Raw genomic sequence first — 14,436 nt, 5'->3', positions numbered from 1 at the left:
GGACGTGGGCCGCAGGGGTGCAGATGGGCGGCGCGACATGCGAGCCCGAGATAATGACGCCGTCGTGGTGGCGACAACGGCGCTCGGACGCCGGTCTGAGACAACTGTCAGGTGGGCGACCTGCCGGACGGCGGCGCGGCCCTAGCCGGCCCCGCGGCGGCCCGCGCGGTTCTTGTCCCAGATGGCGTAGAGGATGAGCAGGAAGGCGAAGAGCCGGACCACGTAGATGTAGTGGCGCCGCTCGTCATCCGCGTCCAGCAGCGCCGCCACCACCGAGTTGCCCCCAAGCATCGTGAAGGCCAGCGCGAAGAAGGCGAAGAGCCGGTCCTTCGACTGGACCCAGAAGCGCAGGAAGAACAGCGCGCAGGCCAGCCACGCCATCGCCACCGCACCATTGAGCATGGGCTTGAGCATCAGGGCACCTCAGGATGCGTCCCAGATGAGGCCATAGAGCAGGATGGAAGCGCTGGACAGCGTGGCGATGATGCGCGGCATGTACAGGTCGATGGTCGTGGGCAGCAGCACCAGGTCCACGAAGAGCAGCACGTTGCTGACCACCATCCCCACGAAGCACAGGCCGCTCCACAGCAGCAGCCGCGTCCCCGTGCGCTTGTAGGCCCGCAGCAGCAACACCGCGCACGCCAGGCTCGTCAGCGCGCAGAGCATGTAGACCGCTTCAGCCATCGCCGTCCCTGTCCTTCTTCAGGATGAATGCCTCGGCAAAGCCTCGCACCTTGTCCAGCGGCCGCGAGAAGATGAACGAGATGATGCTGACGCGCTTCACGCTATACACCGCCGCCAGCTCCGTCACCGCCTGGACATCCTCCGAAGACGCCGGGCTGTAGCGATACGACGGAGGCGTACCACCATCGCTCACCAACATGCGGCGGTTGGTCAGGTCCTCCAGTCGGGAGGCGGCGGAAGCATCTGTAATGCGCAGTTCCAGACTCACCGCCGATGCCGTCCACTCCCTGTCCGCGCGCGCACGAAGCAGGAGGAGCACCTCCAGCTTCTCCAGGGAATCGATGTGCGTCGTGATGAAGCGCTGGACCCGCTGAGGGATTCCGGCGTCACTCACACGTCCACCTTGCCCATGTTATTTTGTGCGTCAACCATTTCTCGCCCGGCGATGTTCATCGCTCGGGGCGTCGGGGTTGTTCGCCTGGCCGCTGTCCTCCGTTGGAGAGGAGCCACTCCCATGCTCCTGGGCGGGCCTCCCGGTGGCCAGGCCCGGCAGGTTCCGCAGCACGTCGATGAGCCGGGTGAGCGGCTCCGTGTCCTCACCCCGTGCCTCCAGTGTAGCGATGTGCTCCGTCACCGGCAGCGGGAGCCAACCGTGGCTGGCGGTGGCTCGCAGGGCGCTTACGTCCATCAACGCCAGCAGCATCGTCTCGGGACGCCCATGCATGCGCGGCAGCCGCTCGCTGTAAGCAAGCACCGAGCCTCGCTGCCCGTTCAACTCCCACTCGACCGGGTACGCCTGGAACACCTCGCCCCGTGCGGCCCGCGGCAGCGGCAAGGCGTCATCGTCGAGCCGACGTCCGTCCGCGCCCCGGAAGCGCGCGTCCGCATGCAGCGCACGTGCCTCGCGATACGCCAGGCTTCCTCCCGCCAGCCCCTGGGCCGCCTTGTTCGCCAGCAGCGTGCGCCCGCTCTGGGGCTCCACCAGCGCCAGCGGCATGGGGAGCGCCGCCAACACCGCCTCCAGCCAGCGCTGCTGGTTGCGGTGGGACTCCGAGCGGAAGCGCTCCGCCTCCATGCGCCGCTGCGCGTCCAGCAGCTCCCGGGCATGCTCGCGCTGCTGCGCGTCCCGCAGCGCCTCCGCCTGGCGCCGCACCAGCTCCGTCTTGCGGAACAGCTCCACGAAGACGCTGACCTTGGAGCGCAGGATGGCCGGCTCGAAGGGCTTGAGCAGGTAGTCCACCGCGCCCATGGCATAGCCCCGCAGCTCGGGGTGGACGCCGCGCGACAGGCCGGTGAGGAAGATGAGGGGTGTGCCCCGGCTGCGCTCGCGCTCGCGGATGAGCTGGGCCGTCTCGAAGCCGTCCATGTCCGGCATCACGACGTCCAGGAGGATGACGGCGAAGTCCTGGGTGAGCAGGTGGCGCAACGCCTCCCGCCCGCTGCGCGCCGTGACGAGCCGCTGCCCCAGCGGCGCCAGGGTGGCCTCCAAGGCCAGCAGGTTCTCCGGCTGGTCGTCCACCAGCAACAGGGACACGGGCTCCGGCGCCGTGAGCGTGCGCCCACCGCTCACGGTTGCACCTTGGAACGCGGCACATAGGCCAGCCGCGCGAGCCACCCTCCCACGGTGCCCAGGGTCAGTTGCTCCATCTCGCCCTCCTCTCCTTCTCCCCCGCTCTGAAGCGCTCCCACCACGGCCACGCGCCCGCCGCGCGCCTGGAGCACGTGCAGCCCCGCGACGCCGTCCTCGTGTCCCGCGAAGAGCAGCCCGGCGGCCCGCGCGCCATGGCTGTCCGCCGCGGACTCGAAGAGCGCGTCCAGGCCGGGCCGCTGCCCGTGCTCGGGCGGCTCCACGGACAGGGCCACGCTGCTTCCGTCCACCAGCAGGTGGTAGCCCGCGGGGGCCAGGTACACGCAGCCCGGCTGCAGCTCGTCCTTGTCGTCCGGCTCCACCACGGGCAGCGCGCAGCGGCGGCCCAGCGGCGCGGCCAGCGCATCCAGCGGCCCCCGGTGCAGCGCCACCACCACCGGCACCGTCAGGTGCGGCGGCAGCAGCGCCAGCACCGACTCCACGTCCGCCGCCGCGCTGCGCGGCGCGCCCACCACCAGCAAGCCCAAGGGACTCATGCCACCCTCCGGAAGATGCGGCCGCAGTCCTCCAGCGCCTCGTAGGCCCCCGCGTGGGGCGTGCGCGCCACTGACTCCTTGCGGCCCAGGCACAGGAAGCCGAAGCGGGCGAGGCTCTCGAAGAGGCGGCCGTGCACGTGGTTGTGCAGGGCGCGGTTGAAGGTCAGCAGCGTGTCCCGGCACACGATGACGTGGAACTCGTTGAACGAGCCGTCCGTGGCCAGGTTGTGCTGGGTGAAGAAGATGCCGTCGCGCAGCCTCGGCTGGAGCAGCGCCCAGTTGCCGTCGCGCGTGTAGTAGTCGGTGAGCGCGCCCTTCCCGCCCGCCTCCACGTACCGGCGCGCGTCCTCCGGGGTCGGCAGCGGCAGCACGCCGGTGCGCGCGTCCGCCAGCAGGCCCTCGCTGGTGTCGGACGCATACAGCCGGCATCTGCCCCACAGGCCCTCCTCATGGAGCAGGATGGCCAGGGCATAGGTGTCCTCACCGGTGCCACAGCCCGCGTGCCACACGCGGACGGACGGCCAGGTGCGCAGCACCGGCACCACGCGGGCGCGGAAGTCGCGGAAGAAGGCGGCATCCGAGAACAGGGCGGGCGGCGTGCAGGACAGCGTGCGCAGCAGCGCGTCCATCGCCTCGGCGTCGTGCAGCACCCGGCCCTGGAGGGCGGAGAAGCTGTCCAGCCGCTCCTCGCGCAGGTGGCGCCGCAGCCGCCGCAGGAGCTGCGGACGCGACCGGCTGCGCAGGTCGAAGCCCCACTGCCGGGCCACGCCCTCCAGGAGCAGGTCCACCTCCAGCGCCTCCAGCTCCGCGCCGCGCGCACCGGGCCCCGTCATCCGGAGACCTCCGTGCGCGCGCCCTTGCCCGACGTGCCTCGCGGCGCGTGCAGCCACACGCGCAGCAGGCTGAGCAGCTTCTCGATGTCCACCGGCTTGGTGATGTAGTCGGACGCGCCGGCCTCCAGGCACTTCTCGCGGTCGCCCTTCATCGCCTTGGCCGTCAGCGCCAGGATGGGCAGGTGGGCGAAGCGCTCCATGCGCCGGATGGCGCGCATGGCCTGGTAGCCGTCCATCTCCGGCATCATCACGTCCATCAGCACCAGCTCGATGTCCGAGGACTTCTCCAGCTGCTCCAGGCCCTCGCGCGCGCTCTCCGCGAAGGCGACCTTCATGCCGTAGCGCTCCAGCACGGTGTTGAGGGCGAAGATGTTGCGCACGTCGTCGTCCACCACCAGCACCTTGCGCCCCACCAGCAGCGGGTCGCGCTCCCGCGCCTTCTCCAGCATGCGGCGCTTGGGCTCCGTCAGCTCCGCCGGCGAGCGGTGGAGGAAGAGGCTCGTCTCCTCCAGCAGCCGCTCCGGGCTCTGCGCGTCCTTCACGACGATGGCCTCGGCCACCTGGCGCAGCTCCGTCTCCTGGGCGCGCGTCAGCTCGCGGCCCGTGTAGACGATGAGGGGCGGCCCGCCCGCGCCGTGCGTCTCGCGGATGCGGCGGATGAGCTCCGTGCCGGGCATGTCCGGCAGGCCCAGGTCCAGCACCATGCAGTCGAAGCGGCGCTCGGCCAGCGCGGCCAGCGCCTCCACCGCGGTGCCCACCGCCACCATCTCCACGTCGTCGCTGCCGAGCAACTCCATCAACGTCTGGCGGTGGACGGGGTCGTCCTCCACGATGAGCAGCCCGCGCGCCTTGCGCTCCACGAAGTGCTTCAGGGCCTCCAGCGCCGCCTGGGCGGCCTCTGGGTCCGCCGCCGCGCGCAGGTGGCCAATGGCCCCCAGGTTGAGCGAGCGCTCGCGGTGGTCCTCCACGGACACCGTGTACACCGGCAGCGCGCGGGTGGAGGCGTCATGCTTCAGCCGGTCCAGCACCACCCAGCCCGCCATCTCCGGCAGGTCCAGGTCCACCGCCACGGCCGCCGGCCGCGCGTTGCGGACCGCGTCCAGCGCGCCCTCCACCTCGGTGGACACCAGCAGCTTGAAGCCCGTGCCCTGGGCCGCGGCGCGCAGGCGCGCGGCATGGTCCGCCAGGTGCGTCACCGCCAGCAGCACCCGGTCTCCCGGCTGGATGGACGCCCGGTCGTCATCGATGTCCATCCGGTTCAGCGACGGGAGGGGGGACTCGACGGACGTCGCCTCCACCGGCGCGGACGCCACGGGGGCGGCCAGCGGGTTGTACTCCCAGCGCACCGACTCCTGCTGCGGGCGCTCCGCCATGAAGGCCAGGGGCAGGTAGAGGGTGAAGGCGCTGCCCTTGCCCACGTCGCTCTCCAGCCGGATTTCGCCGCCGAGCAGCCGCGCGATTTCGCGGCTGATGGACAGCCCCAGGCCGGTGCCACCGTACTTGCGCGCGGTGGAGCCGTCCGCCTGCTGGAAGGCCTCGAAGATGATTTGATGCTTGTCCTTGGGGATGCCGATGCCGGTGTCCACCACGGTGAAGGCCACCACGGCGGGCGCGGCGGACAGCGTGGCGTGGTCCGTGGACCAGCCGCTCTTCGCCAGGCCGATGTGCAGCGCCACCGAGCCGGCCTCGGTGAACTTGAAGGCGTTGGACAGCAGGTTCTTGAGCACCTGCTGGAGGCGCTTGGCGTCCGTCTCCAGTTCGCCCGGCAGCGAGTCCGCCAGGGCGATGTGGAACTCCAGGCTCTTCTTGTCCGCCACCTGCCGGAAGGTGCGGTCCACGAACTCGCGCAGGTCGCCGAAGCGCAGCGGCCCCACGTCCACGGCCATGGTGCCGGACTCGATTTTCGACAGGTCGAGGATGTCGTTGATGAGCTCCAGGAGGTCCGCGCCCGAGGCGTGAATCGTCTTCGCGAACTCCACCTGCCGCGACGTGAGGTTGCCGTCCACGTTGTCGCTGAGCGTCTGGCTGAGGATGAGCAGCGAGTTGAGCGGCGTGCGCAGCTCGTGGCTCATGTTCGCCAGGAACTCGGACTTGTACTTGGACGTGAGGCTGAGCTGCTCGGCCTTCTCCTCCAGGGCGAGCTTGGCCTGCTCCACCTCGCCATTCTTGCGCTCCACCTCCGACTTCTGCTCGGAGAGCAGCCGCGCCTTCTCCTGGAGCTCCTCGTTGGTGCTGCGCAGCTCCTCCTGCTGGCGCTTGAGCAGCTCCTCGGACTGCTGGAGCGAGGTGGCCTGCTGCTCCAGCCGCTTGTTCGTCTCCGTCAGCTCCTCCTGCTGCTTGCGGAGCTCGTCCGTCAGCGCCTGCGACTGCTTCAGCAGCGCCTCGGTGCGCATGTTGGCGGCAATCGTGTTGAGCACGATGCCGATGGACTCCGTGAGCTGCTCCAGGAAGCCCATGTGGACCTCGCTGAAGCTGTGGAACGAGGCCAGCTCGATGACGGCCTTGACCTCGCCCTCGAAGAGCACCGGCAGCACCACGATGTTGCGCGGCACCTCCTCGCCCAGCCCGGAGGAGATGCGGATGTAGCTGTCCGGCACGTCCGACAGGAGGATGGGCTCCTTCTCCAGGGCGCACTGGCCCACCAGCCCCTCGCCGTACTTGAAGGTGTTGGCCAGCCCCTTGCGCTGGCGGTACGCGTAGGACGCCAGCAGCTTGAGCATCTGGTCGCCGCCGTCCGCGCGCTCGGAGATGTAGAAGACGCCGTGCTGGGCATCCACCAGCGGCGCCAGCTCCGACAGGATGACCTTGGACACCGTGAGCAGGTCCCGCTGCCCCTGGAGGACGCGGGTGAACTTGGCCAGGTTCGTCTTGAGCCAGTCCTGCTCCGTGTTCTTCCGCGTGGTGTCCTTCAGGTTGCGGATCATCTCGTTGATGTTGTCCTTCAGGGCGGCCACTTCGCCCTGGGCGGACACGGTGATGAACCGCGTGAGGTCCCCCTTCGTCACGGCGGTGGCCACCTCGGCGATGGCGCGCACCTGCGTGGTGAGGTTGGCGGCGAGCTGGTTCACGTTGTCCGTGAGGTCGCGCCAGATGCCGGCCGTTCCAGGCACGCGCGCCTGTCCGCCCAGCTTCCCTTCGATACCCACCTCGCGGGCCACCGTCGTCACCTGGTCGGCGAACACCGCCAGGGTGTCAATCATGCCGTTGATGGTGTCCGCCAGCTCCGCGATTTCACCCTTCGCGTCCACCACCAGCTTGCGCTTCAGGTCGCCGTTGGCCACCGACGTCACGACCTTGGCGATGCCACGCACCTGGGTGGTGAGGTTGGAGGCCATGGAGTTCACGTTGTCCGTGAGGTCCTTCCACGTGCCGGCCACGCCCTTCACCTCGGCCTGACCGCCCAGCTTGCCCTCCGTGCCCACCTCACGCGCCACGCGCGTCACTTCCGACGCGAACGAGTTGAGCTGGTCCACCATCGTGTTGATGGTGTTCTTCAGCTCCAGGATTTCTCCCTGCACGTCCACGGTGATTTTCTTCGACAGGTCGCCCTTGGCCACGGCGGTGGTGACCTCGGCGATGTTTCGCACCTGGGACGTCAGGTTCGACGCCATCGAGTTCACGTTGTCCGTGAGGTCCTTCCAGGTGCCGGCCACGCCCTTCACCACGGCCTGACCGCCCAGCTTTCCTTCCGTTCCGACTTCGCGTGCGACACGCGTCACTTCCGACGCGAACGAGTTGAGCTGGTCCACCATCGTGTTGATGGTGTTCTTCAGCTCCAGAATCTCGCCGCGCACGTCGACCGTGATTTTCTTCGACAGGTCGCCGTTCGCCACGGCCGTCGTCACTTCCGCGATGTTGCGCACCTGGGACGTCAGGTTCGACGCCATCGAGTTCACGTTGTCCGTGAGGTCCTTCCACGTTCCACCAACGCCGCGCACCACGGCCTGACCGCCGAGCTTGCCCTCCGTACCCACCTCGCGTGCCACGCGCGTCACTTCCGAGGCGAAGGACGACAGCTGGTCCACCATCGTGTTGATGGTGTTCTTCAGCTCCAGAATCTCGCCGCGCACGTCCACGGTGATCTTCTTGGAGAGGTCACCGCGCGCCACCGCCATCGTCACCTCGGCGATGTTGCGCACCTGGGACGTCAGGTTTGACGCCATCGAGTTCACGTTGTCGGTGAGGTCCTTCCACGTTCCACCGACACCGCGCACGATGGCCTGACCGCCCAGCTTGCCCTCCGTACCCACTTCCTTCGCGACGCGCGTCACTTCGGAGGCGAAGGACGACAGCTGGTCCACCATCGTGTTGATGGTGTTCTTCAGCTCCAGCACCTCGCCCTTGGCGTCGACCGTGATCTTCTTGGACAGGTCGCCCTTGGCCACCGCCGTCGTCACCTCGGCGATGTTTCGCACCTGGGACGTCAGGTTCGACGCCATCGAGTTCACGTTGTCGGTGAGGTCCTTCCACGTTCCACCGACGCCGCGCACGATGGCCTGGCCACCCAGCTTGCCCTCCGTACCCACCTCGCGGGCCACGCGCGTCACTTCCGAGGCGAACGAGTTGAGCTGGTCCACCATCGTGTTGATGGTGTTCTTCAGCTCCAGGATTTCTCCCTGCACGTCGACGGTGATCTTCTTCGACAGGTCACCGTTGGCCACGGCGGTGGTGACCTCGGCGATGTTGCGCACCTGGGACGTCAGGTTCGACGCCATCGAGTTCACGTTGTCCGTGAGGTCCTTCCACACGCCGGCCACGCCCTTCACGTCGGCCTGACCACCCAGCTTTCCGTCGGTGCCCACCTCGCGGGCCACACGCGTCACTTCCGAGGCGAACGAGTTGAGCTGGTCCACCATCGTGTTGATGGTGTTCTTCAGCTCCAGCACCTCGCCCTTGGCGTCGACCGTGATCTTCTTCGACAGGTCACCCTTGGCCACCGCCGTCGTCACCTCGGCGATGTTGCGCACCTGGGACGTGAGGTTGGAGGCCATGGAGTTCACGTTGTCCGTGAGGTCCTTCCACGTACCGCCCACGCCCTTCACCACGGCCTGACCGCCCAGCTTGCCCTCCGTGCCCACCTCACGCGCCACGCGCGTCACTTCCGAGGCGAAGGACGACAGCTGGTCCACCATCGTGTTGATGGTGTTCTTCAGCTCCAGAATCTCGCCGCGCACGTCGACCGTGATCTTCTTCGACAGGTCACCGTTGGCCACGGCGGTGGTGACCTCGGCGATGTTGCGCACCTGGGACGTCAGGTTCGACGCCATCGAGTTCACGTTGTCGGTGAGGTCCTTCCACGTGCCGGCCACGCCCTTCACCTCGGCCTGACCGCCCAGCTTGCCCTCCGTACCCACCTCACGCGCCACACGCGTCACTTCCGAGGCGAACGAGTTGAGCTGGTCCACCATCGTGTTGATGGTGTTCTTCAGCTCCAGCACCTCGCCCTTGGCGTCGACCGTGATTTTCTTGGAGAGGTCGCCCTTGGCCACCGCCGTCGTCACCTCGGCGATGTTGCGCACCTGGGACGTCAGGTTCGACGCCATCGAGTTCACGTTGTCGGTGAGGTCCTTCCACGTACCGCCCACGCCCTTCACCACGGCCTGACCGCCCAGCTTGCCCTCCGTACCCACCTCACGCGCCACACGCGTCACTTCCGAGGCGAAGGACGACAGCTGGTCCACCATCGTGTTGATGGTGTTCTTCAGCTCCAGAATCTCGCCGCGCACGTCGACCGTGATCTTCTTCGACAGGTCACCCTTGGCCACGGCGGTGGTGACTTCCGCGATGCTGCGCACCTGGGCCGTCAGGTTGGAGGCCATGGAGTTCACGTTGTCCGTGAGGTCCTTCCACGTGCCGGCCACGCCCTTCACCTTGGCCTGCCCCCCCAGCTTTCCGTCGGTGCCCACCTCGCGGGCCACGCGCGTCACTTCCGACGCGAAGGCGCCGAGCTGCTCCACCATGCCGTTCACCAGCCGAGCGGTGCGGAGGAACTCGCCACGCAGGGGCCGGCCGTCCACCTCCAGGGCCATGGTCTGCGACAGGTCGCCCTTGGCCACCGCGCCGATGACGCGGCCCATCTCCGTCGTGGGCTGGACCAGGTCCGCCACCAGCGTGTTCACCGACTCGACGCAGTCGCCCCAGGAGCCCAGGGCCCCCACCACGTTGCCGCGCTGGGTGATGCGGCCTTCCTTGCCCACCACGGTGCCGATGCGGGCGAATTCGCGGGCCATGCGCTCGCTGAGCTCGATGATTTCGTTCAGCGTGTCCGCCACCTTGCCGGCGCTGCCCACCTTGTCCACCGGCATCCGCACGGTGAAGTCGCCCTTGCGGACGGCGGTGAGGACGCGCAGCAACTGACGCGAATCGAGCGACTGAGCATCATCCTCCCGGGCTCGCGGCGGAGGGGGAGCCGCGACGGGTGCGCGGCGGGAGGAAACCTTCTTCGTGGCCATATGCGTTCCTGGTCGGTCCCGGGACGGCGAAGCACCGGCTGCCGGCCTGCGGGAATCTCGCAGCAGGAGCTCGTTCTCTCCCGATTTCGCATACTTGAGCCAGCCCCCCCGGGCAGCTCGGCTGGCCATCAGGCGACATTCCGGAAGCCCTTCGTCGGGCAGCCAACATTGCCTGGAGCGAGGCACCACACGGCGTGAAGCTGCGGCGCTCGCGCGGAATGGCCAGGCAGGCTCAGTTCCGGACGCGCGGCGCTGGCGCGCGGACCCGCACCTGCATCTGCGCCTCGCCCGCCACCACGTTGCTGAGCACTTCCTGCTGCGTGGGAGACAGCCGGGCCACGGCGCGCAGCGCGGCCACCAGCACCAGGGACTCCAGCGTGGTGGGCACGCTGATGCCGTCCGGCCCCGTCTTCAACGGCAAGGGCAAGCGGGGCGCGCGGCCCGCGGCGGTGAGCGCCTCCACGGCATAGGCGGGAGACGTGTCCAGCGTGACGGCAATCGCGGGCAGACTGGTGGCCGCGTCACCCTGGCCGCGCGCCTGCATCTCCATCAGCATCTGGAGCGCGCCCGGCTTGAAGTACAGCGCCAGCCCCGCGCGCCCGTCGCCCATGTGGAAGACACACCCTTCGAAGGTGTGCGTCAGGGGCCCGGTGACGGCCACCTCGAAGGGCTGGCTGTCGTCCCAGTGCGTCCAGGGCCGCGCCTCCCAGTACTCCGTCGCCGCCTGCACGAAGAGCAGCGCCTTGTCGGACCCCAGCCCCGACAAGCCTCGCTGCCCCCACGCCAGGAAGGTGGCGATGGCCGCACACGACGCAAGGGCCGCCTGCGAGGGCTCCGCCACCGCCAGTCCCAGCGCCGCGCCCGCGGCGGCCAGGGCCGGCTCGCAGCGGACCTCCGCCGCGTCCACGCCGTCCAGCAGGGCCCGCAGCCCCACGTCATCCTCCGCCTCGAACACGGGAGCGGCCGGCTCGCCGGACTCGGAGATTCGCAGGTACACCTGCACCTGCGTGGTGCCCTGGCTGAGTGGCACGGGGCCCAGCTTGAACAGGTAGTACATGAGGGCCTCAGGCGCGCTTCGCATCCAGGGCCTTGCGGACCTGTCGCATCAGCGCGGTGATATCGAAGGGCTTCTGGAGGAAAGGCATCCCTGGGTACAGGCGCCGCAGCGCGGAGACGTCCACGGCGCTCATCCCCATGAGCGCGACATCCTTGTAGGCCGGCTCGGCCCGGATGCGCTCGATGAGGGCCGGTCCATCCATGACAGGCATCATCCAGTCGGTGAGGACCAGGTCCGGCCGGAGCTCCGCCATCCGCTCCAGCGCCTCACGTCCGTGAGAGGCGGTCAGAACGCGGTAGCCCTCCTCTCGAAGGAGGTCCGCCAGGGCTTCCAGGATGCCCTGCTCGTCATCCACCACCAGGACCGTCTCCATACAGGTGGCACTACTCCTCGCGGTTCGTTCAGAAATGGCCAGTGCCCGGGTGGCGGGCAAGTCCCGTGAGCAGGGTATCCACAACGTTCTTGAAGGGTGGCAGCACCTCGATGCCCTGGGGCGTGACGACGAACTCCCTCAGGGTGGGGTCATAGTGGGTGTCACGCATCTTGAAGATGCTCAGCAGCCTGCGCAGGCGGCCTTCGAGCTCGACATGTCTCAAGAAGAAGAGGTTCTCCGCCACAGCGGAAGGGCCCACTTCCATCGGCACGTCCAACACCGGACCGAAGAGCCGCGGCGTCTCCATGCCGAAGAGGGTCGTGGCCCCCGCGCAGCGCAGCTCCTGCGTGAGGGCGGCGAAGAAGGAATTGATGCGCATGGGGTCCGGCGAGGACTGCTGCATCGCGCTGAGCCCGTCCACGAACACCCGCTTCACCTTGCGCCGCTTCACGTCCGCCAGGAGCTGATCGGCCAGCATGTCCAGGACGCACTCGGCGGGAGGCTGCCAGAGGATGCGCAGCCGCTCGTCGCCCGAGGCACTCCCCAGGTCGATGCCCGCGGCAGCCACCTTGCCCAGCAGCCGGTTGGGCGCCTCGTAGAAGCCCATGTAGAGGCACGGCTCGCCCTGCTTCAGGCCTTCGGCCAGCAGGCTGCTGCCCAGCAGCGTCTTGCCCGCCCCCGGCGGACCGAGCACCAGCGAGGTGGACCCCGCCGCCAGCCCCTCCGGGAAGAGCGCGTCCAGGGACGGCACGCCGAAGTGGACGCGCTGGGCACCGGGGTCCGGCGGCGGCGTGCGCGACACGCGCGACTCCAGGCGCGGGAAGACCTCCAGTCCCTCATTGGAGATGCGGAAGGTGTGGACGCCTTGCAGCGTGGCGCTGCCCCGGAACTTGCGCACCTGCAGCTCGCGCCAGGAGCGCACGCCCAGGGTGCGCTCGCGCAGCTCCAGGATGCCATCCACCATGGTGTATTCCGGGTGGACGGCCGGGCCGTTGGCGCTCGTCAGCAGCAGCGCCGTGAAGCGCGCCAGGCCCGCGGCGACCTGCAGCTCGTGGATGAACTTCTTGAAGTCACGGCTGCTGCCCGCGGCCTCCTGTGCCTGCACCAGGCCGTCCAGCACCAGGATGCTGGCGTTGTGGTTGCGCACCTCGCGCCGCAGGAGCTCCAGGAGGCCTGGCAGGCCCTGCTCCTCCAGCATGCGGAAGCCGCTGACGTAGTAGACCCCCTCGGGCAGCAGCGCCGAGTCGAAGAAGGCCATGTCCCGCATGTTGGCCAACATGCGAGCGTGGGACTCCGCCAGGAGCGTGACGTACAGGCAGCGCGCACCCGCGCGGCCCTGGTGGTAGCAGAGCTGGTTGGCGAAGAGGGTCTTCCCCGCGCCCGGCTCGCCCACGATGATGTAGACACCCGAGGCGACGAGACCACCGCCCAGCACGGAATCGAGCCCAGGAACACCGGTGGAGACGCGTGCGTCCTGCCGCGAGGGTTGCTCGGAAGAGGACATGATGCCCCGTTGCATACCGTAATTCGCCTGGGCGCGCCGCTGCTGATGTGCAAAGAAATCAGCCCGAGGCGGGCCGCATGACCCGGGTCTCAGCGGACGTCCGCGTCCAACAGGGCCTGCAGGTCCTCGGGAATGGGCATGGGGGTCAGGATGCCCACGTTGGCGCCTCCCGTGTTGCCCAGCGGGGCCCGGCCAAGCCACGAGCCCGGAGCGGCGACCAGCAGCCTCACCACCTGCCCCCACAGCTCGGCCGCATCCCGACGGCGCCAGCCAAACGCCAGCATGCGCCAGTGCACGCGGACATGAGGCCCCGCGTGGGCCTGGCTGAGGACATGGGCTCGCTCCAGATGCCGCCAGGCGCGCGCCAGCTCCGAACGGGATTCGGCCCCGGTGGCCTCGCGCAGCTCGCGCTCGAAGGCGGCGCGCAGCATCGGCTTCATCGACATCGATTCCTCTCGGACAGGGAATGACGCCACCTTGGCCGCACAAGGCCCGCGCGGGCTTGTAGGAACGCGCTATCGCGACGGCGGGCGCACCCACTCGACCACGCCGGCAATCTCCGAGGGGCTGAGCCCGAAGGTGCGACGGAAGGCGTGGTTCAGGTGCGCGCTGTCGGTGAAGCCGGCGGCGTGCGCGGCCTCGGTGAGCGACGCGCCCTGCTGCAGCTGCTCGGCGGCACGGTGCAGCCGCAGCCAGACGACGTAGGGGCGCCAGGGGAAGCCCACCTCGGCGGTGAAGAGGTGAGACAGCCGTCCCACCGACAGCCCCACGCGCGGCGCCAGCGCGGCCAGGCGCACGTCTTCATCGAGCGCGTCCGGCAAGAGCCGCAGCAGCTTCTTCACCGCGGGGTGGGTGGGCGGCGCGAGCCCGGCGTTGGCCTGGAGCGCTTGAAGCAGCGCCTGCGTCTGCGCCTCGGCCTCCGCCCAGCGCACGGGCAGCCGGCCGATGCCACAGCCCCGCAGGGCGTCGCCCGCGCGGCCCCATGCCGCCGCGTCCGCGGCAATGCCCAGCGTCCGGAGCCGGCGCCCCACCAGGTCCTCCGCGGGGACATGGAGCAGCACCGTGTCGAGCGCGCCCTGGACGACGGCATGCTCGACGTCCGGAGGGACAACAGCCGCGCGGCATTCGACCTCCCGCTGGACGCAGTCGCGCAGGCGCACCGGTTCTCCCAGGGACAGCAGCACCTGGAAGGTCGGGTGCGCGTGCGGGTCGGTGGGCGCCAGCGGCCCGGCGTACATCAACCACCGGGCGCCGAAGAAGACGCGCCCCAGCCACTGTGCCGGCCGGGAGGCGCGCGGGCTTCGGCGGGCGCGGTGAGGAGGTGTCATGGGCTTGCTCGGCGCGCATCCTCGCATGACCGAGCGACGCCCCGGGGATTCGTCCGTGGATGCGCCTGTCGGAGGCTGGGT

The 14,436-nt window shown here is 69.1% G+C and carries 12 protein-coding genes; all 12 read right to left on the bottom strand.

The genetic code is table 11. The annotated features are described in order from the left end of the window. Positions 1-141: 141 nt before the first annotated feature. Positions 142-414, bottom strand: a complete 273-nt coding sequence (locus VZL07_RS17990; protein ID WP_426756792.1) for a DUF5985 family protein — start codon at positions 412-414, stop codon at positions 142-144. 9 nt (positions 415-423) lie between these two features. Beyond that, entirely contained in the window at positions 424-684 is a 261-nt protein-coding gene (locus tag VZL07_RS17985; RefSeq protein ID WP_426756791.1) for a DUF5985 family protein, read from the bottom strand. Beyond that, positions 677-1,078, bottom strand: a complete 402-nt coding sequence (locus VZL07_RS17980) for a hypothetical protein (protein WP_426756790.1) — start codon at positions 1,076-1,078, stop codon at positions 677-679. The genes VZL07_RS17985 and VZL07_RS17980 overlap by 8 nt, the downstream gene beginning before the upstream one ends. Positions 1,079-1,108: 30 nt before the next feature. Continuing rightward, the gene (locus VZL07_RS17975; RefSeq protein WP_426756789.1) at positions 1,109-2,254 is read right to left on the bottom strand and encodes a response regulator; all 1,146 of its coding nucleotides are present in this window, start codon (positions 2,252-2,254) and stop codon (positions 1,109-1,111) included. Further along, on the bottom strand, positions 2,251-2,808 hold the full coding sequence (locus VZL07_RS17970; protein WP_426756788.1) for a chemotaxis protein CheB: 558 nt from the start codon (positions 2,806-2,808) through the stop codon (positions 2,251-2,253). The genes VZL07_RS17975 and VZL07_RS17970 overlap by 4 nt, the downstream gene beginning before the upstream one ends. Beyond that, on the bottom strand, positions 2,805-3,641 hold the full coding sequence (locus VZL07_RS17965) for a CheR family methyltransferase (RefSeq protein ID WP_426756787.1): 837 nt from the start codon (positions 3,639-3,641) through the stop codon (positions 2,805-2,807). Before VZL07_RS17965 ends, VZL07_RS17970 begins: the two co-directional genes overlap by 4 nt. Beyond that, positions 3,638-10,093, bottom strand: coding sequence for a HAMP domain-containing protein (locus tag VZL07_RS17960; protein ID WP_426756786.1), 6,456 nt, complete (start codon positions 10,091-10,093; stop codon positions 3,638-3,640). Before VZL07_RS17960 ends, VZL07_RS17965 begins: the two co-directional genes overlap by 4 nt. Before the next feature lie 232 nt (positions 10,094-10,325). Further along, positions 10,326-11,150, bottom strand: coding sequence for a hypothetical protein (locus VZL07_RS17955; RefSeq protein WP_426757312.1), 825 nt, complete (start codon positions 11,148-11,150; stop codon positions 10,326-10,328). Positions 11,151-11,157: 7 nt separating this feature from the next. Beyond that, positions 11,158-11,523: a response regulator gene (locus VZL07_RS17950; RefSeq protein ID WP_426756785.1), complete on the bottom strand. Its 366-nt coding sequence runs from the start codon at positions 11,521-11,523 to the stop codon at positions 11,158-11,160. 28 nt (positions 11,524-11,551) lie between these two features. Beyond that, positions 11,552-13,027, bottom strand: coding sequence for an RAD55 family ATPase (locus VZL07_RS17945; protein ID WP_426756783.1), 1,476 nt, complete (start codon positions 13,025-13,027; stop codon positions 11,552-11,554). An 89-nt stretch (positions 13,028-13,116) separates the two neighbouring features. Continuing rightward, on the bottom strand, positions 13,117-13,467 hold the full coding sequence (locus tag VZL07_RS17940; protein WP_426756782.1) for a DUF3703 domain-containing protein: 351 nt from the start codon (positions 13,465-13,467) through the stop codon (positions 13,117-13,119). Between the two features lie 75 nt (positions 13,468-13,542). Beyond that, the gene (locus VZL07_RS17935; RefSeq protein WP_426756781.1) at positions 13,543-14,355 is read right to left on the bottom strand and encodes a helix-turn-helix domain-containing protein; all 813 of its coding nucleotides are present in this window, start codon (positions 14,353-14,355) and stop codon (positions 13,543-13,545) included. Between the last annotated feature and the right edge of the window lie 81 nt (positions 14,356-14,436).

Source organism: Pseudomyxococcus flavus (assembly GCF_050038885.1).
GTDB lineage: Bacteria > Myxococcota > Myxococcia > Myxococcales > Myxococcaceae > Myxococcus > Myxococcus flavus.
This window is presented reverse-complemented; position numbering and strand designations above follow the sequence as displayed.